This is a genomic window from Citrobacter sp. RHB36-C18, from assembly GCF_013814485.1.
Lineage (GTDB): Bacteria > Pseudomonadota > Gammaproteobacteria > Enterobacterales > Enterobacteriaceae > Citrobacter > Citrobacter braakii.
This window is the reverse complement of the sequence record NZ_CP057125.1, coordinates 1,481,783-1,504,431: the sequence shown is the minus strand read 5'-3', so window position 1 is coordinate 1,504,431 and position 22,649 is coordinate 1,481,783. Positions and strand designations below refer to the sequence as shown.

26 protein-coding genes and 1 pseudogene are annotated in these 22,649 nt (G+C 52.6%); 8 read left to right on the top strand and 19 right to left on the bottom strand.

Going from position 1 to position 22,649, the window contains the following annotated elements; genetic code table 11:
- Positions 1-3: 3 nt before the first annotated feature.
- The 3 genes from yfcD to yfcF are packed head-to-tail and all read right to left on the bottom strand — an operon-like array spanning position 4 to position 1,866.
- Positions 4-558: an NUDIX hydrolase YfcD gene (gene yfcD / locus HVZ52_RS07100; protein ID WP_006683645.1), complete on the bottom strand. Its 555-nt coding sequence runs from the start codon at positions 556-558 to the stop codon at positions 4-6.
- A gap of 56 nt (positions 559-614) precedes the next feature.
- Complete coding sequence (gene yfcE / locus HVZ52_RS07095; protein ID WP_016153846.1) at positions 615-1,166, bottom strand: phosphodiesterase; 552 nt, start codon at positions 1,164-1,166, stop codon at positions 615-617.
- Positions 1,167-1,221: 55 nt separating this feature from the next.
- Positions 1,222-1,866, bottom strand: a complete 645-nt coding sequence (gene yfcF / locus HVZ52_RS07090; RefSeq protein ID WP_046275573.1) for a glutathione transferase — start codon at positions 1,864-1,866, stop codon at positions 1,222-1,224.
- Between the two features lie 134 nt (positions 1,867-2,000).
- Between yfcF and yfcG the strand changes: the two genes are divergently transcribed.
- The 4 genes from yfcG to HVZ52_RS07070 all read left to right on the top strand — a co-directional run bounded on the left by yfcG (position 2,001) and on the right by HVZ52_RS07070 (position 4,569).
- Positions 2,001-2,636, top strand: coding sequence for a GSH-dependent disulfide bond oxidoreductase (yfcG, locus tag HVZ52_RS07085; protein WP_016153848.1), 636 nt, complete (start codon positions 2,001-2,003; stop codon positions 2,634-2,636).
- Positions 2,637-2,690: 54 nt separating this feature from the next.
- Positions 2,691-3,053: a dihydroneopterin triphosphate 2'-epimerase gene (gene folX / locus HVZ52_RS07080; protein ID WP_016153849.1), complete on the top strand. Its 363-nt coding sequence runs from the start codon at positions 2,691-2,693 to the stop codon at positions 3,051-3,053.
- A gap of 20 nt (positions 3,054-3,073) precedes the next feature.
- Positions 3,074-3,967, top strand: a complete 894-nt coding sequence (locus HVZ52_RS07075) for a TIGR01777 family oxidoreductase (RefSeq protein ID WP_016153850.1) — start codon at positions 3,074-3,076, stop codon at positions 3,965-3,967.
- A gap of 71 nt (positions 3,968-4,038) precedes the next feature.
- Entirely contained in the window at positions 4,039-4,569 is a 531-nt protein-coding gene (locus HVZ52_RS07070; protein WP_181599049.1) for a GNAT family N-acetyltransferase, read from the top strand.
- 18 nt (positions 4,570-4,587) lie between these two features.
- Here HVZ52_RS07070 and hisP read toward each other — a convergent pair whose 3' ends face one another.
- The 15 genes from hisP to pdxB form a co-directional block, all read right to left on the bottom strand.
- On the bottom strand, positions 4,588-5,361 hold the full coding sequence (gene hisP, locus HVZ52_RS07065; RefSeq protein ID WP_181599048.1) for a histidine ABC transporter ATP-binding protein HisP: 774 nt from the start codon (positions 5,359-5,361) through the stop codon (positions 4,588-4,590).
- 13 nt (positions 5,362-5,374) lie between these two features.
- Positions 5,375-6,082 carry a histidine ABC transporter permease HisM gene (gene hisM, locus HVZ52_RS07060; RefSeq protein ID WP_003028116.1) on the bottom strand — a complete coding sequence of 236 codons (708 nt, stop codon included), beginning with the start codon at positions 6,080-6,082 and terminating at the stop codon, positions 5,375-5,377.
- Positions 6,079-6,765, bottom strand: a complete 687-nt coding sequence (locus HVZ52_RS07055) for a histidine ABC transporter permease HisQ (RefSeq protein WP_016153853.1) — start codon at positions 6,763-6,765, stop codon at positions 6,079-6,081. Before HVZ52_RS07055 ends, hisM begins: the two co-directional genes overlap by 4 nt.
- A 186-nt stretch (positions 6,766-6,951) precedes the next feature.
- Complete coding sequence (gene hisJ / locus HVZ52_RS07050; protein ID WP_003028120.1) at positions 6,952-7,734, bottom strand: histidine ABC transporter substrate-binding protein HisJ; 783 nt, start codon at positions 7,732-7,734, stop codon at positions 6,952-6,954.
- 247 nt (positions 7,735-7,981) lie between these two features.
- Complete coding sequence (gene argT / locus HVZ52_RS07045) at positions 7,982-8,764, bottom strand: lysine/arginine/ornithine ABC transporter substrate-binding protein ArgT (protein WP_101700096.1); 783 nt, start codon at positions 8,762-8,764, stop codon at positions 7,982-7,984.
- Between the two features lie 288 nt (positions 8,765-9,052).
- Positions 9,053-9,622, bottom strand: coding sequence for a UbiX family flavin prenyltransferase (locus HVZ52_RS07040; protein ID WP_019077299.1), 570 nt, complete (start codon positions 9,620-9,622; stop codon positions 9,053-9,055).
- Between the two features lie 95 nt (positions 9,623-9,717).
- Positions 9,718-11,235, bottom strand: coding sequence for an amidophosphoribosyltransferase (purF, locus tag HVZ52_RS07035; protein WP_005129677.1), 1,518 nt, complete (start codon positions 11,233-11,235; stop codon positions 9,718-9,720).
- A 33-nt stretch (positions 11,236-11,268) separates the two neighbouring features.
- Positions 11,269-11,757 (bottom strand): colicin V production protein, encoded by a 489-nt coding sequence (gene cvpA / locus HVZ52_RS07030; RefSeq protein WP_005129678.1) that lies wholly within the window; start codon positions 11,755-11,757, stop codon positions 11,269-11,271.
- Between the two features lie 221 nt (positions 11,758-11,978).
- Positions 11,979-12,641, bottom strand: coding sequence for a cell division protein DedD (gene dedD / locus HVZ52_RS07025; protein WP_016153857.1), 663 nt, complete (start codon positions 12,639-12,641; stop codon positions 11,979-11,981).
- Complete coding sequence (gene folC, locus HVZ52_RS07020; protein WP_047500877.1) at positions 12,631-13,899, bottom strand: bifunctional tetrahydrofolate synthase/dihydrofolate synthase; 1,269 nt, start codon at positions 13,897-13,899, stop codon at positions 12,631-12,633. The genes dedD and folC overlap by 11 nt, the downstream gene beginning before the upstream one ends.
- Positions 13,900-14,091: 192 nt before the next feature.
- Positions 14,092-15,006: an acetyl-CoA carboxylase, carboxyltransferase subunit beta gene (gene accD / locus HVZ52_RS07015; RefSeq protein WP_016153859.1), complete on the bottom strand. Its 915-nt coding sequence runs from the start codon at positions 15,004-15,006 to the stop codon at positions 14,092-14,094.
- A gap of 149 nt (positions 15,007-15,155) precedes the next feature.
- Positions 15,156-15,815 (bottom strand): DedA family protein, encoded by a 660-nt coding sequence (locus tag HVZ52_RS07010; RefSeq protein WP_016153860.1) that lies wholly within the window; start codon positions 15,813-15,815, stop codon positions 15,156-15,158.
- A gap of 24 nt (positions 15,816-15,839) precedes the next feature.
- Complete coding sequence (gene truA / locus HVZ52_RS07005) at positions 15,840-16,652, bottom strand: tRNA pseudouridine(38-40) synthase TruA (RefSeq protein ID WP_016157050.1); 813 nt, start codon at positions 16,650-16,652, stop codon at positions 15,840-15,842.
- Positions 16,652-17,665: an aspartate-semialdehyde dehydrogenase gene (locus HVZ52_RS07000; RefSeq protein ID WP_131405184.1), complete on the bottom strand. Its 1,014-nt coding sequence runs from the start codon at positions 17,663-17,665 to the stop codon at positions 16,652-16,654. The genes truA and HVZ52_RS07000 overlap by 1 nt, the downstream gene beginning before the upstream one ends.
- 67 nt (positions 17,666-17,732) lie before the next feature.
- Complete coding sequence (gene pdxB, locus HVZ52_RS06995) at positions 17,733-18,869, bottom strand: 4-phosphoerythronate dehydrogenase PdxB (protein WP_016153863.1); 1,137 nt, start codon at positions 18,867-18,869, stop codon at positions 17,733-17,735.
- A 108-nt stretch (positions 18,870-18,977) separates the two neighbouring features.
- Here pdxB and flk point away from each other — a divergent pair, with 108 nt between their 5' ends.
- A complete protein-coding gene (gene flk / locus HVZ52_RS06990; RefSeq protein WP_016153864.1) occupies positions 18,978-19,979 on the top strand; it encodes a flagella biosynthesis regulator Flk in 1,002 nt (333 codons plus the stop codon).
- Here the strand turns inward: flk and HVZ52_RS06985 are convergent.
- On the bottom strand, positions 19,976-21,154 hold the full coding sequence (locus HVZ52_RS06985) for an MFS transporter (protein ID WP_016153865.1): 1,179 nt from the start codon (positions 21,152-21,154) through the stop codon (positions 19,976-19,978). The two genes, flk and HVZ52_RS06985, sit on opposite strands and share 4 nt — an antisense overlap.
- A 402-nt stretch (positions 21,155-21,556) precedes the next feature.
- On the opposite strand from HVZ52_RS06985, the gene HVZ52_RS06980 reads away from it, so the two are divergent.
- The 3 genes and pseudogenes from HVZ52_RS06980 (at position 21,557) to HVZ52_RS06975 (ending at position 22,608) form a co-directional block, all read left to right on the top strand.
- Positions 21,557-21,808 (top strand): helix-turn-helix domain-containing protein, encoded by a 252-nt coding sequence (locus HVZ52_RS06980; RefSeq protein WP_181599047.1) that lies wholly within the window; start codon positions 21,557-21,559, stop codon positions 21,806-21,808.
- 155 nt (positions 21,809-21,963) lie between these two features.
- Positions 21,964-22,059 (top strand): annotated as a pseudogene (locus HVZ52_RS23010) (hypothetical protein); the annotation flags it as partial.
- A 24-nt stretch (positions 22,060-22,083) separates the two neighbouring features.
- Positions 22,084-22,608, top strand: coding sequence for a YbjP/YqhG family protein (locus HVZ52_RS06975; protein ID WP_115191202.1), 525 nt, complete (start codon positions 22,084-22,086; stop codon positions 22,606-22,608).
- The last annotated feature ends 41 nt before the right edge of the window (positions 22,609-22,649 follow it).

Here is a 22,649-nt window from a genome sequence, read left to right as displayed (position 1 = left end):
ATTTTACTCAGCCTCTTCCTGCTTTTCGGCTTTCGCCCCTTCATTCTTAGCGTTGCGGGTCATCCACAGCGCCAGGGCTTTCAGTGAGTCCGGCGTAAATTCGTCGCAGCGCGCGGTAATTTCTTCCGGCGTCAGCCAGCAAACTTCACTAACCTCTTCTTCCTGAAGCGCAAACGGTCCGTGGGAAACACAGCTAAACAGCCCGCCCCATACGCGACAGTTCTGGTCTTCAAAATAAAACTGCCCATGCTCGGCAAACGGCACGCCCGCAATCCCCAGTTCCTCTTCCGCTTCACGGCGCGCTGAATCCAGTAGTTGCTCGTCAGCCTGCACAACACCGCCAGCGGTGGCATCCAGCATGCCGGGCAAAAAATCTTTTGTCTCAGTACGACGCTGAACCAGAATTTTGCCCATACCATCATGCACGACGATATACGTTGCACGATGGCGTAAGCGTTGCGCCCGCATTTGTTCCCGGCTGGATTGTGCAATGACTTCGTTGTCTTCATTCACAATATCCACCCATTCCGTACTTGCCAAACGACGCTGTTCCACCATCAGGAAACCTTCTTTTTTCTTGCGCTCTTACGGCGCGTTTATGTTTGTGGGGTAAATTACGGATTAATCTCGACCTGTGCAATAACACTTTGATCATTGAGTGCCATTACGCTGAGAACATTATCATCCAGAATCCCGTAACTTGCCGCAAAGCCCCCTTTCGGGATGCTTACCGAGCCGGGATTGAAGTGGTAAACATCCCCTTGACGCTCAGCGACGGGCAAATGTGTATGCCCATAAACCAGCACATCTCCCACGTTGAGCGCCGGCATATTTTGCGGGCCAAAAAGATGCCCGTGCGTCAAAAAGAGTCGCTGGTTTTCTGTCAGAATTTGCTGCCACGGCGCGGTCATCGGAAAATGCAGGAGCATCTGATCCACTTCGCTGTCACAATTGCCACGCACCGCGATAATCCGCGCTGCCAGCGCATTCAACCGCTCAGCAACCTGCGCAGGCGCATAGCCTTCCGGGAGCGCATTACGCGGTCCGTGGTTTAAAACATCACCCAATATCACCAGCCATTGCGCACCGCTTGCGGCAAACCGTTCAAGTACGCGTTCCGTGGCTGGCAACGAACCATGAATGTCCGATGCGAACATCAGTTTCATCACTCACTCCTCGTTGAAAAGTACCTTGTAATGATACTGGATTACGCCCCGTTTTTCAGCAGGAACGCTTCGCTGAAAGCGCGATAAAACGCTGGACTGAAGCGCGCTGCCACTGGAAGGCGGCATATTCTGCAAGCGCTTCGGGAACCTCATCGCCGTTAAGGACCAGACGATTCAGCATTAGCGCTAAATCGCAGTCGGCAATACACCATTCGCCAAATAAATTCTGCTTCCCGTTGCTCAATAAATGGCTCGCAGTGGCGAACAATTTCTCCGCACTGACTTTTCCCGCTTCGCTTAACGGACCTTTTTTCACGCCAGCAAAAACCACGTCCGTTGAGCGTTCTTCACGGATAGGCATCAGATCGCTGCGGATCCACGCCTGAACCTGGCGCGCCCGCGCGCGCTTTTGCACATCGTGTGGGTAGATACGCTCCCACTGCGGCGGCGCAAAACTCTCTTCCAGGAACTCAGTAATCGCTGATGATTCGCTCAGCTCGAAACCGTCGATTTCAAGCACCGGTACGCGCCGCGTTAACGCATACCCTTGCCATGAAGGTTGCAAGTGTTCGCCGCTGTTGAGATCAACGGTTTTCAGCGTAAAAGGCAGTCCTTTCTCTTGCAGAGCGACATAAACAGACAGCACGTAAGGGGAGAAAAAATTGGCATCTGACCACAGCGTAATTGCAGATTTGCTCATAATGTCCTCTGAAATGTATTGGCTTGCCTTCAAAATATAGAGTCTTTCTCTCACTGTCACTTGATGAAAACTCACGCACGCCAACAGGCTCTATACTTGTTATGACCCGGTTCATGACAAAACGGACGCTGAAAATGATCGATCTCTATTACACTCCATCGCCAAACGGTCACAAAATCACGCTGTTTCTTGAAGAGGCGCAGCTGCAATACCGTCTGATTCATGTCGATATCAGCAAAGGTAGCCAGTTTCACCCTGATTTTCTGCAAATCTCACCAAACAATAAAATCCCGGCCATTATCGACAGTGCCCCGGTAGACGGCGGAAAGCCCATCAGCCTGTTTGAGTCCGGAGAAATTTTACTCTATCTGGCGGAAAAGAGCGGTAAGCTGCTGAGCGGTGAGTTACGTGAACGCCACACTACGCTGCAGTGGTTGTTCTGGCAGGTCAGCGGCCTCGGACCCATGCTCGGTCAGAATCATCATTTTAGCCACTACGCCCCACAAACGATTCCCTACGCCATTGAAAGATACCAGGTTGAAACCCAGCGCCTGTACAACGTGATGAATAAACGTCTGGAAACGTCCCCCTGGCTGGGAGGCGATCACTACAGCATTGCCGACATTGCCTGCTGGCCGTGGATCCACGCCCATCAGCGTCAGCGCATCGACCTCGACAACTACCCGGCGGTCAATAACTGGCATGAACGCATCCGTACGCGTCCCGCAACGGAACGCGCCATGCAACAAGCACAAAGTGAGAAGCGGTGACGCGATTCGGTTCTCGTGTATCATGCAAAGGTTCATACATGGAGGAAACCTGCAATGTCACAACCTGACGCAATTATTCGTATAAAAAACCTTCGTCTGCGCACTTTTATCGGCATTAAAGAAGAGGAGATCCTTAACCGCCAGGATATCGTCATCAACATTGCCATTCACTATCCGGCAGACAAAGCCCGTACCAGTGAAGATATCAACGACGCGCTGAATTATCGCACTATCACCAAGAGCATCATTGCCCACGTGGAGGGTAACCGCTTCTCATTGTTAGAAAAATTAACTCAAGATGTGCTCGATATCGCACGCGAACATCACTGGGTCACTTATGCTCAAGTAGAGATAGATAAACTTCACGCATTACGTTACGCCGACTCAGTCTCTATGACGCTGAGCTGGCAGCGCTAAAACATAACCCGGGAGGCGACATGCAGATTCTGATTACCGGCGGTACTGGCCTGATTGGACGTCATCTGATCCCCCGCTTGCTGGAACTGGGGCATCAGATAACCGTAGTGACCCGTTCTCCAGATAAGGCGCGTCAGATTCTCGACTCCCGGGTTACGCTGTCCAAAGGGCTGGAAGAGCGGCAAAATCTCAATGACATTGATGCCGTCATTAACCTTGCCGGAGAGCCGATTGCGGACAAGCGCTGGAGTGCCCAGCAAAAGGAACGCCTGTGTCAGAGCCGCTGGGTCATCACGCAGAAGCTGGTCGATTTAATCAATGCCAGCGAGACACCGCCCGCAGTGCTAATCTCCGGTTCCGCTACCGGTTACTACGGCGATTTAGGCGAAGTGGTGGTCACAGAAGAAGAGCCGCCGCATAACGAATTTACCCATAAGCTGTGCGCCCGCTGGGAGCAAATTGCCAGCACCGCGCAAAGCGATAAAACCCGCGTGTGTATGCTGCGCACCGGCGTGGTACTGGCCTCTGCTGGCGGCATTCTGGCGAAAATGGTTCCGCCGTTTCGTCTTGGCTTAGGCGGACCAATTGGCAACGGACGCCAGTATATGGCCTGGATCCATATTGATGATATGGTCAACGGAATTCTCTGGCTGCTGGATAACGATCTGCGCGGTCCCTTCAATATGGTTTCACCGTACCCGGTGCACAATGAGCAGTTTGCCCACGCGCTGGGCCACGCCCTGAACCGTCCTGCCATTCTGCGCGTTCCCGCCACCGCAATGCGGTTGCTGATGGGCGAATCTTCAGTGCTGGTTCTCGGCGGTCAGCGAGCGTTGCCAAAACGCCTGGAAGCGTCCGGTTTCGCGTTTCGCTGGTACGATTTAGAAGAAGCGCTGGCGGATGTCATCCGATAACCCCTAAGCGCTATTCACGGTCGCCGTTGTGGTGGTAAGGTTATAGGCCAGATTTCTGCAATGGCGACGTTATGGCGATAATTTCGACTCCCCGACTTACCCTCTCTTTGTTTCAGTTTTCTGACTGGTCATTTTTCCAGAAACTACGTGAATGTCCTGAAGTCATGCGCTATATGGGCAACATCGCCCCGGTGAAAGATACGCGTCTGTTATTCGCCAGACGCCTTGCCGCACAGCACACTTTTGTCATCCGCGAGCACAACAACCCGACGCCGCTCGGCGATATTGGTCTGCAAATCAGCCATCTCTACCCGCATGAAGCCGACCTCGGCTACGCCATCTTGCCACAGGCGCAGGGGAAAGGTATTGCCAGCGAAGCCGTACGCGCGGTGTGCCAGTACGCCTTCGAGCACGCGGCGGTCACGGCGATAAATGCTTACGCACTGGCGGATAATAAGGGCTCAATACGGATTCTGGAAAAAACGGGGTTCGTGCGTACGCAGGTACTGGAAAAGGCGTATGAGATTGATGGTATCGCCTACGACGACTGGGTTTATCGTCTGGAGTGCGACGCGCTAAAATACCAGGCCCGGAAAGCGTAGCGCCTCCGGGCAGGTGACTTACTTCAACGAACCTTTGAGGAACTGCTGCAAACGCGGACTTTGCGGATTACCAAATACCTGTTCCGGATCGCCCTCTTCTTCAATCTTTCCCTGATGCAGGAAAATCACGTGCGTGGAGACATGACGGGCAAACCCCATTTCGTGGGTCACGACCACCATGGTTTTTCCCTCTTCGGCCAGTTGTTGCATAATGCGCAGCACTTCGCCCACCAGCTCCGGGTCAAGCGCCGACGTGGGTTCATCAAACAGTAACACTTCCGGTTCCATCGCCAGCGCACGAGCAATGGAGACACGCTGCTGCTGACCACCGGACAGATGCACCGGATATTTGCCCTGAGCGCGCTCATCAATACCCACTTTCGCCAGATACTTCACCGCACGTTCGCGAGCTTCCTGCTTGCTCAGCCCCAACACTTGGATCGGCGCTTCCATCACGTTTTCCAGCACCGTCATGTGGCTCCACAGATTAAAGTGCTGAAAGACCATCGTCAGTCGCGTGCGCAGCAAGCGCAGCTGATTTTTGTCTGCAACCTTAAGCTGGCCGTCTTTGTCGCGTACCAGACCAATGTTCTGACCACTGACGACAATCGACCCGGCGCTCGGTTTCTCGAGAAAGTTAATGCAGCGCAGGAAGGTACTTTTACCGGAACCTGACGAGCCAATAATACTGATAACATCACTCGCATTGGCCCGCAGCGATACCCCTTTCAGCACTTCATGTTCGCCGTAGTGCTTATGTAAATCGATAACGTTTAATTTATTTTCAGACATCGTGTTACTCGAATCATTTAGAGGATACATGCTGCAACCAGCGTTTTTCCGCTTTGCGGAACAGACTGATCAGGACATACGAAATAATCAAATACAGAACAGCGGCAATACCGAAGGCGGTAAACGGCTGATACGTTGCCGAGTTGATATCGCGGGCGATTTTCAACAAATCAGGCACCGTTGCGGTAAATGCCAGCGCCGTGGAGTGCAGCATTAAAATAACTTCATTGCTGTAAGCCGGCAGCGCAATACGTAGCGCGGAAGGCAAAATAATGCAGCGATACAGTTTAAACGACGAGAAACCGTAAGCGCGCGCGGCTTCAATCTCACCATGGGGTACGGAACGAATAGCCCCGGCGAAAATCTCCGTGGTATAGGCGCAGGTATTCAGCGTCAGCGCCAGCACGGTGCAATTTAGCCCACTGCGGAAAAACGCGTTGAGGAAGTCCGTGCCTTTGACTATCTCCAGCGTATACATCCCGGAATAAAACACCAGCAACTGGACGTACAGCGGCGTCCCACGAAAAATATAGGTGAACAGCCAGATGGGAAACTGGATAAATTTATTACTGGAAACACGACCAATTGCCAAAAACAGCGCCAGTATCCCGCCCATCACCACCGACGAAATCAGAAGCCACAGGGTGATAGCCACGCCGGTGTAGCGATATCCGTCGGTCCACAGCAGGGACTTCCAGTATTCCTGAATAATCTCAATCACAGGTCAGCCCTCTTCACACCCACGGAATAGCGGCGCTCAAGGTACAGCAGCACACCATTAGAAACAGTGGTAAACACCAGATAGATGACCCCGCACACTACGGCAAAATAGAACGGCTCCCAGGTACTTTTTCCGGCAAGCTGAGTGGCTTTCACCACGTCTTCCAGACCGAGCAACGATACCAACGCAGTGGCCTTAAGAATGACCTGCCAGTTGTTGCCAATTCCCGGTAAGGCATAGCGCATCATCGCCGGGAACATAATGCGGCGAAATATTTGTGAACTGGTAAAACCGAATGCCGTCGCGGCTTCAATATGTCCTTTTGGCACGGCCATAAATGCGCCACGAAATGTTTCGGTAAAATAGGCTCCGTAGATAAACCCGAGCGTAATAATACCCGCGACCATCGGATCGATATCAATCTGGCTGATACCAATTGCATCGGTAAGGGTATTCAGCGCGATTTGTAATCCGTAAAAGATGAGCAGCATTAAGACCAAATCGGGCACGCCGCGGATAAGCGTTGTGTACCCTTCGAAAATAAGCGCCAGCGCCCGGCTTTGCGACAGCTTTGCTGCCGCGCCGACAAGGCCTATCAGAACCGCCAGTACCACCGAGCTAAGTGCCAGCTCCAGCGTAACAATTGCGCCCTGTAAAATAACACCTGAAAAGCCATACAACATGCTGCCTGTCCTGTCGTGTGTGGTGGAGTAATAAGCCTCTTTTGATTTCAGACAAACTGTTAAATGCGGGATGGCGGCTTTGCCTTATCCGGCCTACAAAATTGCTGTAGACCGGATACGCGCAGCGCCATCAGGCATAAATTCAACTCGTCAAAAATCTACGGGCTTTATCAGCACCTGCGGTGATTAACCGCCATAAACATCAAAATCGAAGTACTTTTTCGCCAGCTTCTCGTAAGTACCGTCAGCTCGCATCTCGGCAAAGGCTTTGTTCAGTGCTTCGCGCAGTTCGTTATCATCTTTGCGCAGCCCCATACCGGTACCCACGCCGAATAACTTCTCGTCTTTTACAGATGGGCCGCCGAATTTGTAATCTTTACCGACCGGCTGTTTCAGGAAGCCTTCGCTGGCCGCGACTTCATCCTGGAATGCAGCATCAATACGCCCGGCAGTCAGGTCAGAATAGATATTGTCTTGCCCCTGATAAGAGACAATTTCAATGCCTTTTGGCGCCCAGTGCTCGTTGCCGAAGGTTTCCTGAGTCGTGCCCTGCAGCACTCCAACACGTTTACCTTTCAGCGACTCAATGGTTGGTTGAATAGCAGAATCTTTAGCGACAACCAGACGCGAGTCGGCTGCATAAAGCTTGTCGGTAAAGGCGATTTCCTGCTGACGTTTTTCAGTGATGGAAAGCGAGGACATAATCGCATCGATTTTCTTCGCTTTTAACGAAGGGATAAGCGCGTCCAGCGGGTTTTCCACGAAGGTACATTGTGTATTGATACGTTTGCACAGCTCTTTAGCCAGATCGATATCAAAACCGACTAATTCACCCTGTGCATTTTTCGATTCGAACGGCGCATAAGTAGGATCGGTACCGATACGAATTTTTTGCGGAATGGCTGCAAATGCTGCGGTAGCACTGGAGAAAGCCAGGACCAGAGAAAGAGACAACACCAGTTTTTTCATAACTATCCTCAACAGACTGTCTTTTATAGGGGATCTTTACAGGACCAGGTGCAGTTATCGTGCCATTAATCGGGCCGACAAGGCAAAGCATTCTACCCTGTCGGCGGTATTTATTTGCATGAAAAGCGCTTAAGTATGCACTCATGCTTATTAAGACAGCGACAAAAGCACCAAAACAGTGCACTGAATTTATTATGCACCGTAATGGTTACCCGCAATGGTGCAGTCCATTCCCCGTTGCGGCGTATTAATCGCCGTAGACATTGAAGTTAAAATACTTGCTCGCCATTTTGTCGTAGGTGCCGTCTTTGCGCAGTTCGCCCAGCGCTTTATCGAAAGCAGCTTTCAGCTCTGTATCATCTTTGCGCAAGCCAATCCCGGTGCCGTCACCAAAGTATTTTTTATCTTTCACCGACGGACCAGCAAAAGCGTAGTCCTTACCGGCAGGCTGCTTCAGGAAGCCTTCGCTGGCCGCGACTTCATCCTGCAACGCCGCGTCCAAACGACCCGCTGTCAGGTCAGAATAGATAAGGTCCTGGTTCGCATAGGCCACTACATCTACGCCTTTGCTGCGCCAGTTGTCATTAGCATAGGCTTCCTGAGTCGAGCCTTGCAGTACGCCAACATGTTTACCTTTGAGGGAATCAAGAGTCGGTTGAATTGGGGAATCTTTCGCGGCGATCAGACGTGAGTCTGCTGCGTAAAGTTTGTCTGAGAACGCAATCTCTTGCTGACGCTTCTCAGTGATTGAAAGCGAGGAGATGATGGCATCAATTTTTTTCGCTTTCAGCGACGGGATCAGCGCGTCAAAGTCGCTGGCTACCCAGGTACATTTAATCTGCATGCGCTTACACATCTCATTTCCCAGATCGATATCAAAGCCGACAAAGTCGCCTTTGGCATCTTTAGAGGAAAAAGGTGCGTACGTTGTATCTGTACCAATACGAACCGTCTGCGGAAGTGCTGCGTAGCTGGCCGCGGTGGCGGAGAGTCCTACCAGCAAAGACAAAGCAAGAACCGTCTTCTTCATACATAACCCTCAAGTGGCGTAATTTTATTATGTTTTACGTTGTGTTGTGTGTTTGCAGACTTTTTCATGCAGGTCTTATGCCATTTTCGCGTCGATGAGGATATTCGACGTTAAATATGTTAATAAAACGTTGCAATAATGTCCTGATTTTGAAGATAGCAGGTCTGACGGTTGAACCGCAGCGTTTCGTTGAGTTTTAATGAATTAAATGTTGAGGATATGATCGCGGTTACAAAATTGCCCTGAAACAGGGCAATGGATGTTTCTTTGCACGCTGATGGAACGGTTTTACGCCCCTTGCCAGCGGGTGAACAGATCCTGTGGAAGGGAGATATCAAACTGGTCGAGTACACGGTTAACCGTTTGATTAATCACATCATCTAGCGTTTGCGGGCGATGATAGAATGCCGGGACTGGCGGCATAATCACCGCGCCAATTTCTGCCGCCTGCGTCATCAGTCGCAGATGCCCCAGATGCAGGGGCGTTTCACGCACGCACAGCACCAGCGGGCGGCGTTCTTTCAACACCACGTCTGCCGCACGGGTAAGCAGCCCATCGGTGTAACTGTGGACGATGCCTGAAAGCGTTTTGATTGAACAAGGTAATATTACCATTCCGGCGGTCTGAAAAGAGCCGGAAGAGATACTGGCGGCGATATCGCGCGTATCGTGATTTACATTCGCCAGTGCCTGCACGTCGCGTACAGAGAGGTCTGTTTCCAGCGCCAGCGTCTGTCGGGCAGCAGCACTCATCACCAGATGGGTTTCCACATCAGTAACGTCACGCAAAACCTGCAGCAGGCGCACGCCATAAATCGCGCCACTGGCACCGCTAATCCCTACAATGAGTCGTTTCATTTTTTCGCCCTTACTTGCTTCAGGGCTGACTTTGCAGGTTTTTATGCGCAGTTGCAAGTCAGTCCACTCTATGTGTCCTGACCTGCAACAGAACATTACCCTTCGTTATGCATCTCGAGGTTTTCCGCTTCGTTCTGACGCAAAATTGCTTTGGCATCGTCATTACGCAGGGAGTCAAGGAAATCGAGATATTGCTGGTCGACGTCTTTGGTGACGTACACACCGTTAAACACTGAACATTCAAACTGCTGAATATCCGGGTTCTCAGCGCGGACCGCTTCAATCAGATCGTTCAGATCCTGGAAGATAAGACCGTCTGCACCGATTATCTGGCGAATCTCGTCCACTTCGCGACCATGAGCAATCAGCTCCGTCGCCGTAGGCATATCGATACCATAAACGTTCGGGAAGCGAATTTCCGGGGCCGCAGAGGCCAGATACACTTTCTTCGCTCCGGCTTCACGCGCCATCTCGATAATCTGTTCCGAGGTGGTACCGCGCACGATGGAGTCATCCACCAGCAGCACGTTTTTATCACGGAATTCCGCACGGTTGGCGTTCAGCTTACGGCGCACGGATTTACGGCGCAGCTGCTGACCGGGCATGATAAAGGTACGACCCACGTAGCGGTTTTTCACAAAACCCTGACGGTACGGCTTACCGAGAATACGGGCAATTTCCAGCGCGATATCGCAGGAGGTTTCCGGAATCGGGATCACCACGTCAATGTCCAGATCTTCCCACTCACGAGCAATTTTTTCGCCAAGCTTGGTACCCATATTTACACGGGCGCTGTAGACGGAAATCTTGTCGATAAAGGAGTCAGGACGAGCGAAGTAAACGTATTCAAACAGGCACGGATTGCTGACCGGGTTATCGGCACACTGGCGAGTAAACAGCTGACCTTTTTCGGTGATATACACCGCTTCGCCAGGTGCCACATCGCGCAGGAATTCAAAGCCCAGCGTATCCAGCGCCACGCTCTCGGAGGCCACCATATACTCGGTACGACCATCCCCGATATCGCGTTTACCCAGTACCAGCGGACGGATACCGTTAGGATCGCGGAAGGCAACCATACCGTGGCCAATAATCATCGCCACGCAGGCATAGGCGCCGCGGATCTGGCGGTTGGTTGCCGCAATAGCAGCAAAAATATTATCGGCTTCCAGCGGATAATGGCGGAAGTTATCCAGCTCGCTGGCGAAAATATTCAGCAAAATTTCAGAGTCTGAAGTGGTATTGATGTGGCGGCGCTTTTCTTCAAACAGCTTTTTACGCAGCTCATGCGCATTGGTCAGGTTGCCATTATGGGCAAGCGTGATGCCATACGGTGAGTTGACGTAAAAAGGTTGAGCTTCGGAGGCGCTGGAGCTGCCAGCCGTTGGGTAACGCACATGACCGATGCCCATATTGCCCTGCAAACGCTGCATATGGCGCGCTTCAAAAATATCGCTCACCATTCCGTTTGCTTTACGCAAGCGGAAGCAGTTGTTGGCATCAATGGTGATGATGCCTGCGGCATCCTGACCACGATGCTGGAGCACCGTTAACGCGTCATAAATCGACTGGTTTACCGGCATAACACCGGCGATACCGACAATACCGCACATACGTCTTTTCCTCGTTCAGCAACAACCCAAAGTTTATACTTTGGGCAAGAAACTTGACGAGCTTTGCAGATAGTCAAAGAACCATCTGATGATGAAACTGAACTGCGGGATCAGCTGCGACTTGCTCCAGTCTTCACTTTTCGACAGACCTGTAAAGGTATCGAGAAAGAACAGTATGGCGGCGACGATCAGCGCTCCTCGCAGAGCACCAAAGCAGATCCCCAACACCCTGTCGGTACCCGACAGGCCTGTTTTCTCTACCAGTTGGCCTATCACAAAGTTAACGATAGCGCCGACGATAAGTGTCGCGATAAACAGTATCGCGATAGCAATCCCATTTCGAACGAGTTCGTCTTCAAAGCCCGTAAACCAGACAGACAGGTAAGTGTAGTAATGGCTGGCGACAAAGAAAGCACAACCCCAAGTCACCAACGATAATGCTTCACGAACAAAGCCACGGATCAGGCTAACCAGACAGGAAAAACCAATCACCGCGATAATGGCGTAATCAATCCAGACCATAAGTGTCCCACGATTTAACGCCCTGTCGTCCTGTTCGGGGCGCATTCTAACAGAAAAAGAAAACGTTTGCGTAGGGATTTCCTTTCCACGCGTAAATAAAAATGGCGCTGAAAAAATCTTCAACGCCATACCGTTTTATGCCTCTTCGGGCACTGCCGGATAGCGGTAAAAACACCCTATCCGGCCTGAATTAAGAGCAGCGCCGTGAACAGCGCAATCCCTTAATTAGGGGTATACCCCATCACTACGCCACTCAGACCGGAGATCTTCTGCAGCTCGCCCAGCGAGTTCTTCAGCTTATCTTTGGAGGCGTCAGGTCCTACGAGAATACGGGTTATTTTACCCTGCACCGGCGTTGACGGGGAAGTATATACCCGGAAGCCCGCGCCACGAAGTTTACCCACGATCTCATTGACCTTATCCGCATTTTTCAGCGCACCGAGCTGTACAACGTACGCTTTGCCGGTTGGAGCTGGCGGTTCCACCGCGGCCGGTTTCGGCGCTGGAGCCGGTGCTGGCGTCGGAGCGACGGCAACCGGCTGCGGCTTCGGTTTGGGTTTCGGCTGTTCTACAGGCGCGGGGACAGGATCTAACTCCGCGCTGTTTGCCGTCGTCAAACGTGACGGATCCAACGATGGCGCGGCAGCATCGCCCGCGCGCACCTCTTCAGCCGCCCCTTCCGGTGGCTGCGTCGGCAGCGCCTGCGTGGCTGCAGGCATCATGTCTGGTTCATCGCGATCGCCGGGTTTCGGCACCAGCGGGATCGCCGCAAACTCATCCTGATAATGCTTTTTCTGCCCGTCAAGCAGCCCGGGGAGCACAATCACCCCCAGCGCGACCAGCACAATTGTGCCGACTAATCGATTCTGAAACTTACTCGCCACCGCTTCTCCCCACGTCTATCACTTCCATGACATGTGCGACAGTGTGAAACGATCCACACACCAACACGGTATCTTCTGGCTTCGCCTCAGCTAGCGCCGCAGACCATGCCTGCGCCACGCTGTCATAGGCGTAGCCTTTGCCCAGATGCTCCAGCAGTTGTTCTGCAGTAGCACCACGCGGCCCTTCCAGGGGCGCACAGTACCAGGCGTCAACCACGCTTTTTAACCAGGCTAACGTACCGGCAATATCTTTATCATGTAGCATACCGATAACCGCAAGTACACGCCCGCTTTTCACTAATTTTTTCAGACGGCCGGTCAGATACTCCGCCGCATGCGGGTTATGGGCAACATCAAAAATCACCCGCGGCGACTCGCTCACAATCTGGAAGCGCCCCGGTAAAATCGCCTGTTCAATACCGTCACGAATGGCCTGCTCGCTGACGTTAAGCCCGCTTGCGCGCAGTGCTGCCAGTGCGGTCGCGGCGTTAGGTTGCGGGACCTGCGGCAACGGCAGGTGCGCCAACGTACCGTGATCGTCCGTAAAGGACCAGTCGTTCTCCGTGACCGCATAGCGCCAGTCCACGCCGCAGCGTTGCAAAATCGCCCCGCTCTCTTGCGCAACATCGGCGATGGTGTAAGGCATTTCCGGTTCACCGACGATAGCCGGTTTCTCTGCACGGAAAATTCCCGCCTTCTCACGACCAATGCTTTCGCGATCCGGGCCCAGCCAGTCAGTATGGTCAAGCGCAATGCTGGTGACCACCGCAACATCGGCATCCACGATATTGGTCGCGTCAAGGCGACCGCCTAACCCAACTTCCAGGATGACGACATCCAGTTGGGCCTGTTTAAACAACCAGAGCGCCGATAAGGTACCGTATTCAAAGTAGGTCAGGGAAATGTCGCCACGCGCGTCTTCAATCTCAGCAAACGAGGCGGTATGCGCTGATTCCGGCAGTTCACGCCCCTGCACGCGTACGCGTTCCGTGTAGCGTACCAGATGCGGCGAACTGTAAACGCCAACTTTATAACCTGCTGCGGTCAGCACAGATTCCAACGTACGGCAGGTTGTGCCTTTCCCGTTGGTTCCCGCCACCGTAAAAACAAATGGCGCGGGTTTCAACACACCCAGTTTGCGCGCCACCTGACTTACGCGTTCCAGGCCGAGATCGATGGTTTTACTGTGCAGGTTTTCCAGATAAGAAAGCCACGATGCCAGGGGCGACGCGGCTTGAGGAATACGTTTATTGTCCATGATGGCTGTAGATTCTTTACGTTGAGAAAAGCAAAAGGGCAGCACCAACCGGCCTGCCCTTTTTTACACGTTGTTTTTCACGTTGCAGATGCGTTGGCTGTGCTCGCTCACCCGAATCACTTACCTGTGTAAGCTCATCGGGATTAACTCTCTTATCGCCTGCCTGCAACCCGAAACCCATAGAGTAAACTATCAGGCCTCTGATTCCTGATCGGGAACCGGAGGTACCACCTCGCCTTCACGCGGCTCATCCGGATTCGGCGTAGGAAGATTCATCAGCTTCGCCAGAATGCTTGCCAGTTTCAGGCGCATTTCAGGACGGCGGACGATCATATCGATAGCGCCTTTTTCAATCAGGAACTCGCTACGCTGGAATCCCGGCGGCAGTTTCTCACGTACGGTTTGCTCGATAACACGCGGACCAGCAAAGCCGATCAGTGCTTTCGGTTCTGCAATGTTGAGATCGCCCAGCATCGCGAAGCTAGCAGAAACACCGCCCATTGTTGGGTCGGTCAGTACAGAAATATACGGTAAACCGCGTTCCTGCATTTTCGCCAGCGCAGCAGAGGTTTTCGCCATCTGCATCAGAGACATCAGCGCTTCCTGCATACGCGCCCCGCCAGAAGCGGAGAAGCAGATCAGCGGACAGTTATCTTCCAGCGCCTGCTCAACGGCACGGACAAAACGCGCGCCGACCACAGAGCCCATGGAGCCGCCCATAAACGCGAACTCGAATGCAGCAGCAACGACCGGCATACCGTGCAGCGTGCCTTTCATTACCACCAGCGCATCTTTCTCGCCAGTTTCTTTCTGCGCAGAAGCCAGTCTGTCTTTGTACTTTTTGGAGTCACGAAACTTCAGCACATCTTTCGGCTCAAGCTCGCTACCCAGTTCCACAAGAGAACCTTCATCTAACAGGCTATGCAGGCGATTGCGCGCCGACATGCGCATATGATGGTCACACTTCGGACAGACCTCAAGATTACGTTCCAGCTCAGCACGGTATAAAACCTGACCGCAGCTATCACACTTGGTCCACACCCCTTCAGGAATGCTTGCCTTGCGGGTGGGAGTAATGTTGCTTTTAATTCGTTCAATCCAGCTCATTGGTGACCTTTCTGCCTGAACCCTAGTCAGCTTTGTTATAAGGGGCGCATAATGCCATTTTTGCCCCTAACAGACCATGAATGTTGCACATTAAAACATAACAGCCCGAAACTTTGGATAAAAAAGTGGTCGAACCGCTGAGTTACTTTCTATTTTGCAGCCCGTGACGCAGCGCGTTTATGGCGAATCACTTCAATTATGCCCGGCAATACGGAAAGGACGATGATCGCCACAATCAGTAATTTCAGGTTTTCCTGAACGATCGGCAGATCGCCGAACAGATAGCCTGCATAGGTGAACAGCAATACCCACAGCAGCGCGCCTGCGACGTTATACATCGCAAAATGACGGTAGGACATGTGTCCCATACCGGCAACAAACGGTGCAAATGTACGCACGATAGGTACGAAACGCGCGAGGATAATCGTTTTGCCGCCATGACGCTCGTAGAACGCATGGGTTTTATCCAGGTAACTGCGACGGAAAATTTTAGAGTTCGGGTTACTGAAGAGTTTTTCACCGAACAAACGACCAATCGTGTAGTTCACCGCATCGCCGATAATCGCCGCCACAATCATCAACATCACCATCAGATGAACATTGAGATCGTTAGTTGGCAGCGCAGAAAGCGCGCCAGCGACAAACAGCAGCGAGTCTCCCGGCAGGAACGGCGTCACCACCAGCCCGGTTTCGCAGAACAGGATCAGAAACAGAATCGCGTATACCCAGATACCGTATTCCGCAACCAGCTCCGCCAGATGCACATCAATGTGCAGGATAAAATCGATAAGAAAGTAAATCAGGTCCATAGTTTTGCCTTTATACGACTCAAATTAGTCCGCCAGAAATAGCGGGCCCATAGGCGGTTTTGGCAGGTCGAACCGTTCCGGGTAATCTACTGCAACCAGATACAGTCCTTCCGCTTTCGCCGTTGCCGCTGCCAGCGTTCTGTCCTTCGCCGCTAGCAGTTCTGCTATCCAGCTCTCCGGCTGGTTGTTGGCGCCTACTTCCATCAGGCTGCCGACAATATTCCTGACCATATGATGTACAAAGGCATTCGCTTTAATATCCACCACCACATATGCACCAAAACGTTCAACGTTAATGTGCATCACGTTACGCCACGGTGTGCGCGACTGACACTGCACCGCCCGAAACGAGGTAAAATCATTTTCGCCAATCAAACACTGGGCCGCACGATGCATACGCTCAGCGTCCAGCGGTTCATAGTAATGGGTTACCCCTTTACCTAAAACCGCAGGGCGCAACCGATGATTGTAGATGATGTAGCGATAACGGCGAGCCGTGGCGCTAAATCGGGCATGGAAATCATCGGGTACAGCTTTCACCCAGCGCACAGCGATGTCACCAGGTAAATTCGCATTTACCCCCAGTGTCCAGGCTGCATCTTTACGCTGGGCAGTCGTTTCAAAGTGCACAACCTGCCCTGTGCCATGAACGCCCGCATCCGTGCGTCCCGCACAAAAGACAGTGATGCGTTCATTCGCCACCTGAGAGAGCGCTTTTTCCAGTTTTTCCTGAACGCTACGCACTTCGTTCTGGCGCTGCCAGCCATAATATTTGCTGCCGTCATACTCAATGCCCAGCGCAATTTTATGGGTTGACGGCTGTTGCAGGTCAGACATTAGTACAGGTACTCCTGCACCAGTTTTTCCGCAATTTTCACCGCCATCAACGCACCGCCAAAGCGTACGTTGTCTGCCACAGACCAGAACTGAACCTGTTCCGGCATCCCATAATCGTTATGCACACAGCCAACTGAAAGGTGCGGAGTACCTGACGCATCGCCAACCTGCGTCGGGATATAGGTCTCTTCTGACAACACTACGTCCTCACCGCGTGAAAACGCATCGCGTGCTTCTTCCGCCGCCAACGGACGCAGAGCTTCAAAATTCACCATCTGTGCGTGGCCATAAAATACCGGCGACTGCACGATGCTGGCGGAGATAAGTAGCCCGTCGTCCTGCATAATTTTGCGCACTTCATCGACGATACGACGCTCTTCGCGCACGCTACCTTCGCGATCCGGCAGCATCGGTAGCATGTTGAACGCCAGCTGACGACCAAAGAAATCGTCATCGTCAATCGGGATGCCGTTCAGTAGTTTCGCGCTCTGTCCGGCAAGCGCATCTACGGCTTTTTTACCGTGAGCGGAAGCAGAAATAATATTGGTCACCGTAATACGTGACAGCCCGCCGTCATCAATTAGCGGCTTCAGCGCAGACAGCAGTTGGCTGGTCAGGCTGGAAGGGACCGCAATCACATTGCGGTTGCGGTAATCCGCCAGTACGAACGGGTTAACGTCCGGAACCACCAGCGGAACGTCCGGCTCAAGCGCGAACAGGCCACTACTATCGATAACCAGGCAACCGGCATTGGTCGCTTCTTCCACCCATGCGGCGGTGGCTTCAGCGCCCGCAACAAAAAATGCCAGTTGCGCCTGCGTCCAGTCAAAGTCTACAACGTCCTGAACAAGGACCGATTTACCGTTAAAACGCAGATGCTCACCCGCGCTTTCATTACGCGCCAGCGCATAAATTTCACCGACCGGGAACTGGCGTTCAGCCAGCGTATCGAGCAGGGCTTCGCCTACGGCGCCCGTTGCGCCCAGAATGGCAATATTCCAGCCTTCAGACATGGTGATTTACTCCAGAAATACGTAAGCGTCCCTGTCGCATTATTCGACAGGGAGCATTAAGAAGACATTAATGTGCCGGGTGATAAACAGCGTTAAAACCCAGCTTACACAGCAAGGCAGCAGCCGTTGCGTCGTCACACATCACGTATAAAGACGACCATTCACGGCGCTCAAGATAATTTTTACGCAGCTTATCAAACTCACCCGGAATTCCAGCGACTTTACGCAGCGGCGCATCATCGCGGCGCACATCATACACTAAATGCACCAGCCTTTTCAGCGTTGGCTGATCTAACGGGCCATGCAGAGTGATACGACCAAATTCCGGCGCAGGTAACAGGGTATTGAGCGCAACGTGTTGTTCGCGACCAATAAACTTGCTAAAAGCCTCAAAGACCTGCGTGGTGCCGCGCGCTTTTCCTTCCAGGGTATACCCGGCAATGTGCGCCGTGCCGATATCGGCTTTCTCCAGCAATGCCACATTGAGATCCGGCTCCCCTTCCCAGACATCCAGCACGACGCTCAGCGACTGCCCGGCATTCAATCGGTTCAGCAATGCCGTATTGTCGATGACTGGCCCGCGGCAGGCGTTGATCACAATGGTGCCCGGCTTCAGCCGGCTAATCAGCGCATCATCTGCCAGGTGCAGCGTTTTGTACGGTCCGTCTTTAAACAGCGGCGTATGGAAAGTCAACACATCGGCTTGCTCTACCAGTTCGTCCAGCGAGCGGAAATCTCCCTCGTCACCGCGATCGGCTCGCGGCGGATCGCACAGCAGCGTGCGGATCCCCAGTGCTTCCAGACGTGCCTGCAAACGGCCGCCCACATTGCCCACGCCTACGATGCCTACAGTACGATCGCGTAACGCAAACCCGTCGCGCTCCGCCAGCATCAGCAACGCTGAAAAAACATATTCTACGACCGCAATCGCGTTACAGCCGGGCGCTGCGGAAAAGCCGATCTTCGACTGCGCAAGCCAGGCTTCATCCACATGGTCCGTGCCTGCGGTTGCCGTGCCGACAAATTGAACCGGTTTTCCGCTAAGCAGTGATTCATTTACTTTCGTCACCGAGCGCACCATTAAGGCATCCGCATCATCCAGTTCGGCAACGGGAATCGGGCGACCGGGAACCGCTTTGACCTCCCCCAAACGACTGAACAGTTCGCGGGCATAGGGCATATTTTCATCAACGAGGATTTTCACGTCTTTCGCACCTGTTTGAGAACGAGAGTTAACCGGGCAAGTGTGCCATAATCTCGCCGCCAGGCATACTGCGAGACCTGGTCAGCACAGATTTAAGGAACAGAGATGATGCAGCCCATTTCAGGTACACCCGCACGCCCTCCCGGCGAAGGCCAAAATGCCCCTTCTGCTGCGGGTGAACAACCGTTATCCACGCAACAACGTACCGTGCTGGAACGACTGATTACCCGTCTGATTTCACTCACCCAACAGCAAAGCGCCGAGGTGTGGGCCGGAATGAAGCACGATCTGGGCGTCAAAAGTGATACACCGCTGCAATCACGTCACTTTCCTGCCGCGGAGCAAAACCTGAATCAGCGGCTGGGTGTTGCTCAGCAAAATCATGCTAATCGTCAGGTTCTCTCACAGCTCACTGAATTACTGAGTCAGGGAAATAACCGCCAGGCGGTAAGTGATTTTATCCGTCAGCAGTATGGGCAAACGGCGCTCAGCCAGCTCACGCCTGAGCAGTTGAAGAACGTGCTCACGCTGCTGCAACAAGGGCAGCTTTCTATACCGCAACCGCAACAGCGCCCGGCCACCGATCGTCCGTTATTACCCGCAGAGCACAATACGCTGAACCAGTTGGTTACCAAACTGGCGGCGGCTACGGGAGAGTCAGGTAAGATGATCTGGCAGTCAATGTTAGAGCTGTCTGGCGTAAAAAGCGGTGAGCTGATCCCCGCCAAACAGTTTACTCATCTGGTCACTTGGCTGCAGGCGCGCCAGACGCTCAGCCTGCAAAGCGCCCCGACGCTACAAACGCTCCAGGCAGCCCTGAAGCTGCCATTAGAGCCGAATGAGCTGACGGCAATAAAAGAGTACGCGCAGCAGACGTATCAGATCCAACCACAAACGATTCTGACCACGGTGCAGGTGCAGGACTTGCTGAATCAAATCTTCCTGCGCCGCGTAGAACGGGAACGCGAGCTAAACGATCCGCGCCATCTTCAGCCTATTTACAGCCCGTTCGCGCCGATGATTGAAACGGTTAAATCTCTGTCGGCACGACCGGGACTGCTGTTTGTCGCGTTAATGATCGCATTAGCCATTTTCTGGCTGGTCGCTTAACCTTTGCGCAGCGTAAGCAGCGTCACGACAATCCCCACCACGGCGGATATCGCTCCGGCAAGGAATACAGAGGGATAACCGTACGCGGTGGCCAGCACCCCGGCGACCGGGCCGCTTATGCCGTAGGAGATATCCTGAAACGCGGCGTAACCGCCCAGCGCCGTACCGCGAACCTGCGCGGGCACTCGCTTCACAACCTCTACGCCCAATGCCGGGAAGATAAGCGAACACCCTGCCCCGGTTAGTGCCGCCCCGAGCAGCGCAATCCATGCTGATGGGGCCTGCCACAGCAGAATCAGCCCCGCGGTTTCAACCAGTAAGGAGACAACGGCTACCTTCACGCCTCCGAACCGATCCGGCATCCAGCCAAACAGAATGCGCATCAGCACAAACGCCCCGCCAAACGCGGTCAGGGTGAACCCCGCCATCGTCCAGCCGTTGCTGACAAAATAGAGTGAAATAAACGTACCGATCACCGCAAAGCCAACGCCCTGCAGCGCCAGGCCCAGGCCCGGTTTCCAGATAAGCCCTACCACGCTCCATAACGAAGGGCGTTCTCCTGCATGAGCAGGCACTTTGCGAACGGTGCCGTTGAATGCCCATGCCAGCAGCGGTAATACCATTGTCGTTCCCGCCAGCGCCGCAAAGCCAAAGTGGCTATGGATCAGCAAACCCAGCGGTGCACCGGCGGCCAGCGCACCGTAAATCGCCATCCCGTTCCACGACATCACCTTACCCGAGCGTGTTGGACCGACCAGCCCAAGCCCCCAGGTCAGCGTTCCGGTGAGCAGTTGGCTTTCGCCAAAACCGAGGATCAAACGCCCGACGATTAACAATGCAAATTTTACAGGGACAGAGACAGGCAATAGCGCGGCTAACAGCCACGCCGCGCCCGCCAACCCACAGGCAAACATCCCCTGTAGCGCCGAACGTTTGGCGCCATATTGATCGGCTAAGCGCCCGGCGTAGCCGCGCGTTAATACCGTTGCCAGAAACTGTACGCCTACGGCGATACCAACCATGGTGTTGCCATAGCCCAGCTCCTGATGCACAAACAGAGGAATAACGGGCAAAGGTAGGCCGACCGTCATATAGGTCAGGAAAACTGCAAAAGCGATACGAAACAGCGAAAAGTTCGCCGAAGGTGTTTTTTCTTGTTGGGTTACAGCTGTCATGCGTTACTCCAAAATGCAGAGTAAGGCGAGGAATGTCCACGCCCCCTCTACCTGACTTTCAGGATTAAGGTGCGTTGGATAACGTTAAACGCTTACGCATTATCAGATAGATAATGTTGAGTGCGAAGTCTGCCTGTGAGCCACTAAATTTGTCAACCCTGAAATCTCACCAGGTTGGTTCATGGTAAAGACGACTTTTCGTCTTTACCATGAACCAACCTTTTGCCATTAATTTCTTTCCTTTCTGCCTGTGGAATAAAAAGTTTTCCTTTTGCGCGAAATTTCAGTTTTATTCTGGCAATATTCCAGTGACAAAAAAGAAAGTTACGTTATTTTGTTACTCTGGTTTATACCCTGAAAAAAAATATCGGCACTGATAACACATTTACTTAGGTTCACAGAATGGAACACAAAAGCCAAGACTGGCATTGTGCAGATATTAAAAGTGCACTGAAAAAAAAAGGAATCACGCTCAGAGATCTTTCTCGTGCGGCTGGATTATCGCCCGATTCACTGCGCAATGTATTTACCCGAAGCTGGCCCAGATCGGAACAGATCATTGCGCAGGCGCTCGAAACCTCGCCAGACGTGATTTGGCCATCACGCTATCCACGCCAGCAGCCAGAGGATAAAACAAGTAATACTGAATATTAAATAAATCACTCGTAATTTATCGAGCATATAAATTAATAAATATCCCAGCTTAATATATTGAGAATATTAATAGCACTATTTGCCATTTCCAATTGCGTAAATACTGTTAAAGCATCACGTAATTGCTATTACGTATGTTATTAACAGGAGTCGTTATGAGTTGGGATAAAAAGGTGGCGGTCAATTACGCCAAATCGCACGCGAGTTCACATTCACAAGGGCGCTGTGGGGAATATACCCGCAAAGCCGTCATACACCATTTACAGGAAGAAGTAATGAAAGCCTTTCCACTGATTGTTCTCATCCTGCTGATTTGTGGCTGTACCCCTTCTCACCGTGACAGCACGCAGGATGTGAAACAGTTCTATCTTTCGTGGATGAAGAACTACACTCAGGATCCGGATGCGCCCCGCGATACGCCAGCATTACTGCAACGCTATGTCGCAAAAGAGGTTATCGGGCGTCTGGCGCTAATTGATACGCTTTATGAGCAGGAGATCGTGCAAGCGGACTACTTTATGTATGTGCAGGATTACGCACCGGCATGGATCCCGCTATTGCGGGTTGGACAGGCGCAGCCATTCCTCGGCGGTGAAAAACTGAACCTGCAGTTAGGCACTGAGTCAGCCCCTATTCGACTGGAGGTTTATACCCGTTGGGAGGAAGGACGGTGGAAAATTTATCGTGTCCGGGACGCGGGTCGTCATTACGAGCAGCCCATTTACAATGCCGGAGAGATTACGCGAGCCAGAGCATGGTCCGCTGAGATCGCGCCGGAATACGAAAAAATGCCGAAGTAAACACAGTAAAAAGGGAGCCTGTTAGCTCCCTTTTTTCGTAT

Excerpts from the sequence above, each read along its gene's own strand:
- yfcD (WP_006683645.1), bottom strand. The coding sequence starts at position 558 with ATGGTGGAACAGCGTCGTTTGGCAAGTACGGAATGGGTGGATATTGTG.
- yfcE (WP_016153846.1), bottom strand. The coding sequence starts at position 1,166 with ATGAAACTGATGTTCGCATCGGACATTCATGGTTCGTTGCCAGCCACG.
- yfcF (WP_046275573.1), bottom strand. The coding sequence starts at position 1,866 with ATGAGCAAATCTGCAATTACGCTGTGGTCAGATGCCAATTTTTTCTCC.
- yfcG (WP_016153848.1), top strand. The coding sequence starts at position 2,001 with ATGATCGATCTCTATTACACTCCATCGCCAAACGGTCACAAAATCACG.
- folX (WP_016153849.1), top strand. The coding sequence starts at position 2,691 with ATGTCACAACCTGACGCAATTATTCGTATAAAAAACCTTCGTCTGCGC.
- HVZ52_RS07075 (WP_016153850.1), top strand. The coding sequence starts at position 3,074 with ATGCAGATTCTGATTACCGGCGGTACTGGCCTGATTGGACGTCATCTG.
- HVZ52_RS07070 (WP_181599049.1), top strand. The coding sequence starts at position 4,039 with ATGGCGATAATTTCGACTCCCCGACTTACCCTCTCTTTGTTTCAGTTT.
- hisP (WP_181599048.1), bottom strand. The coding sequence starts at position 5,361 with ATGTCTGAAAATAAATTAAACGTTATCGATTTACATAAGCACTACGGC.
- HVZ52_RS07055 (WP_016153853.1), bottom strand. The coding sequence starts at position 6,765 with ATGTTGTATGGCTTTTCAGGTGTTATTTTACAGGGCGCAATTGTTACG.
- hisJ (WP_003028120.1), bottom strand. The coding sequence starts at position 7,734 with ATGAAAAAACTGGTGTTGTCTCTTTCTCTGGTCCTGGCTTTCTCCAGT.
- argT (WP_101700096.1), bottom strand. The coding sequence starts at position 8,764 with ATGAAGAAGACGGTTCTTGCTTTGTCTTTGCTGGTAGGACTCTCCGCC.
- HVZ52_RS07040 (WP_019077299.1), bottom strand. The coding sequence starts at position 9,622 with ATGAAACGACTCATTGTAGGGATTAGCGGTGCCAGTGGCGCGATTTAT.
- purF (WP_005129677.1), bottom strand. The coding sequence starts at position 11,235 with ATGTGCGGTATTGTCGGTATCGCCGGTGTTATGCCGGTAAACCAGTCG.
- cvpA (WP_005129678.1), bottom strand. The coding sequence starts at position 11,757 with ATGGTCTGGATTGATTACGCCATTATCGCGGTGATTGGTTTTTCCTGT.
- folC (WP_047500877.1), bottom strand. The coding sequence starts at position 13,899 with ATGGACAATAAACGTATTCCTCAAGCCGCGTCGCCCCTGGCATCGTGG.
- accD (WP_016153859.1), bottom strand. The coding sequence starts at position 15,006 with ATGAGCTGGATTGAACGAATTAAAAGCAACATTACTCCCACCCGCAAG.
- HVZ52_RS07010 (WP_016153860.1), bottom strand. The coding sequence starts at position 15,815 with ATGGACCTGATTTACTTTCTTATCGATTTTATCCTGCACATTGATGTG.
- truA (WP_016157050.1), bottom strand. The coding sequence starts at position 16,652 with ATGTCTGACCTGCAACAGCCGTCAACCCATAAAATTGCGCTGGGCATT.
- HVZ52_RS07000 (WP_131405184.1), bottom strand. The coding sequence starts at position 17,665 with ATGTCTGAAGGCTGGAATATTGCCATTCTGGGCGCAACGGGCGCCGTA.
- flk (WP_016153864.1), top strand. The coding sequence starts at position 18,978 with ATGCAGCCCATTTCAGGTACACCCGCACGCCCTCCCGGCGAAGGCCAA.
- HVZ52_RS06985 (WP_016153865.1), bottom strand. The coding sequence starts at position 21,154 with ATGACAGCTGTAACCCAACAAGAAAAAACACCTTCGGCGAACTTTTCG.
- HVZ52_RS06980 (WP_181599047.1), top strand. The coding sequence starts at position 21,557 with ATGGAACACAAAAGCCAAGACTGGCATTGTGCAGATATTAAAAGTGCA.
- HVZ52_RS06975 (WP_115191202.1), top strand. The coding sequence starts at position 22,084 with ATGAAAGCCTTTCCACTGATTGTTCTCATCCTGCTGATTTGTGGCTGT.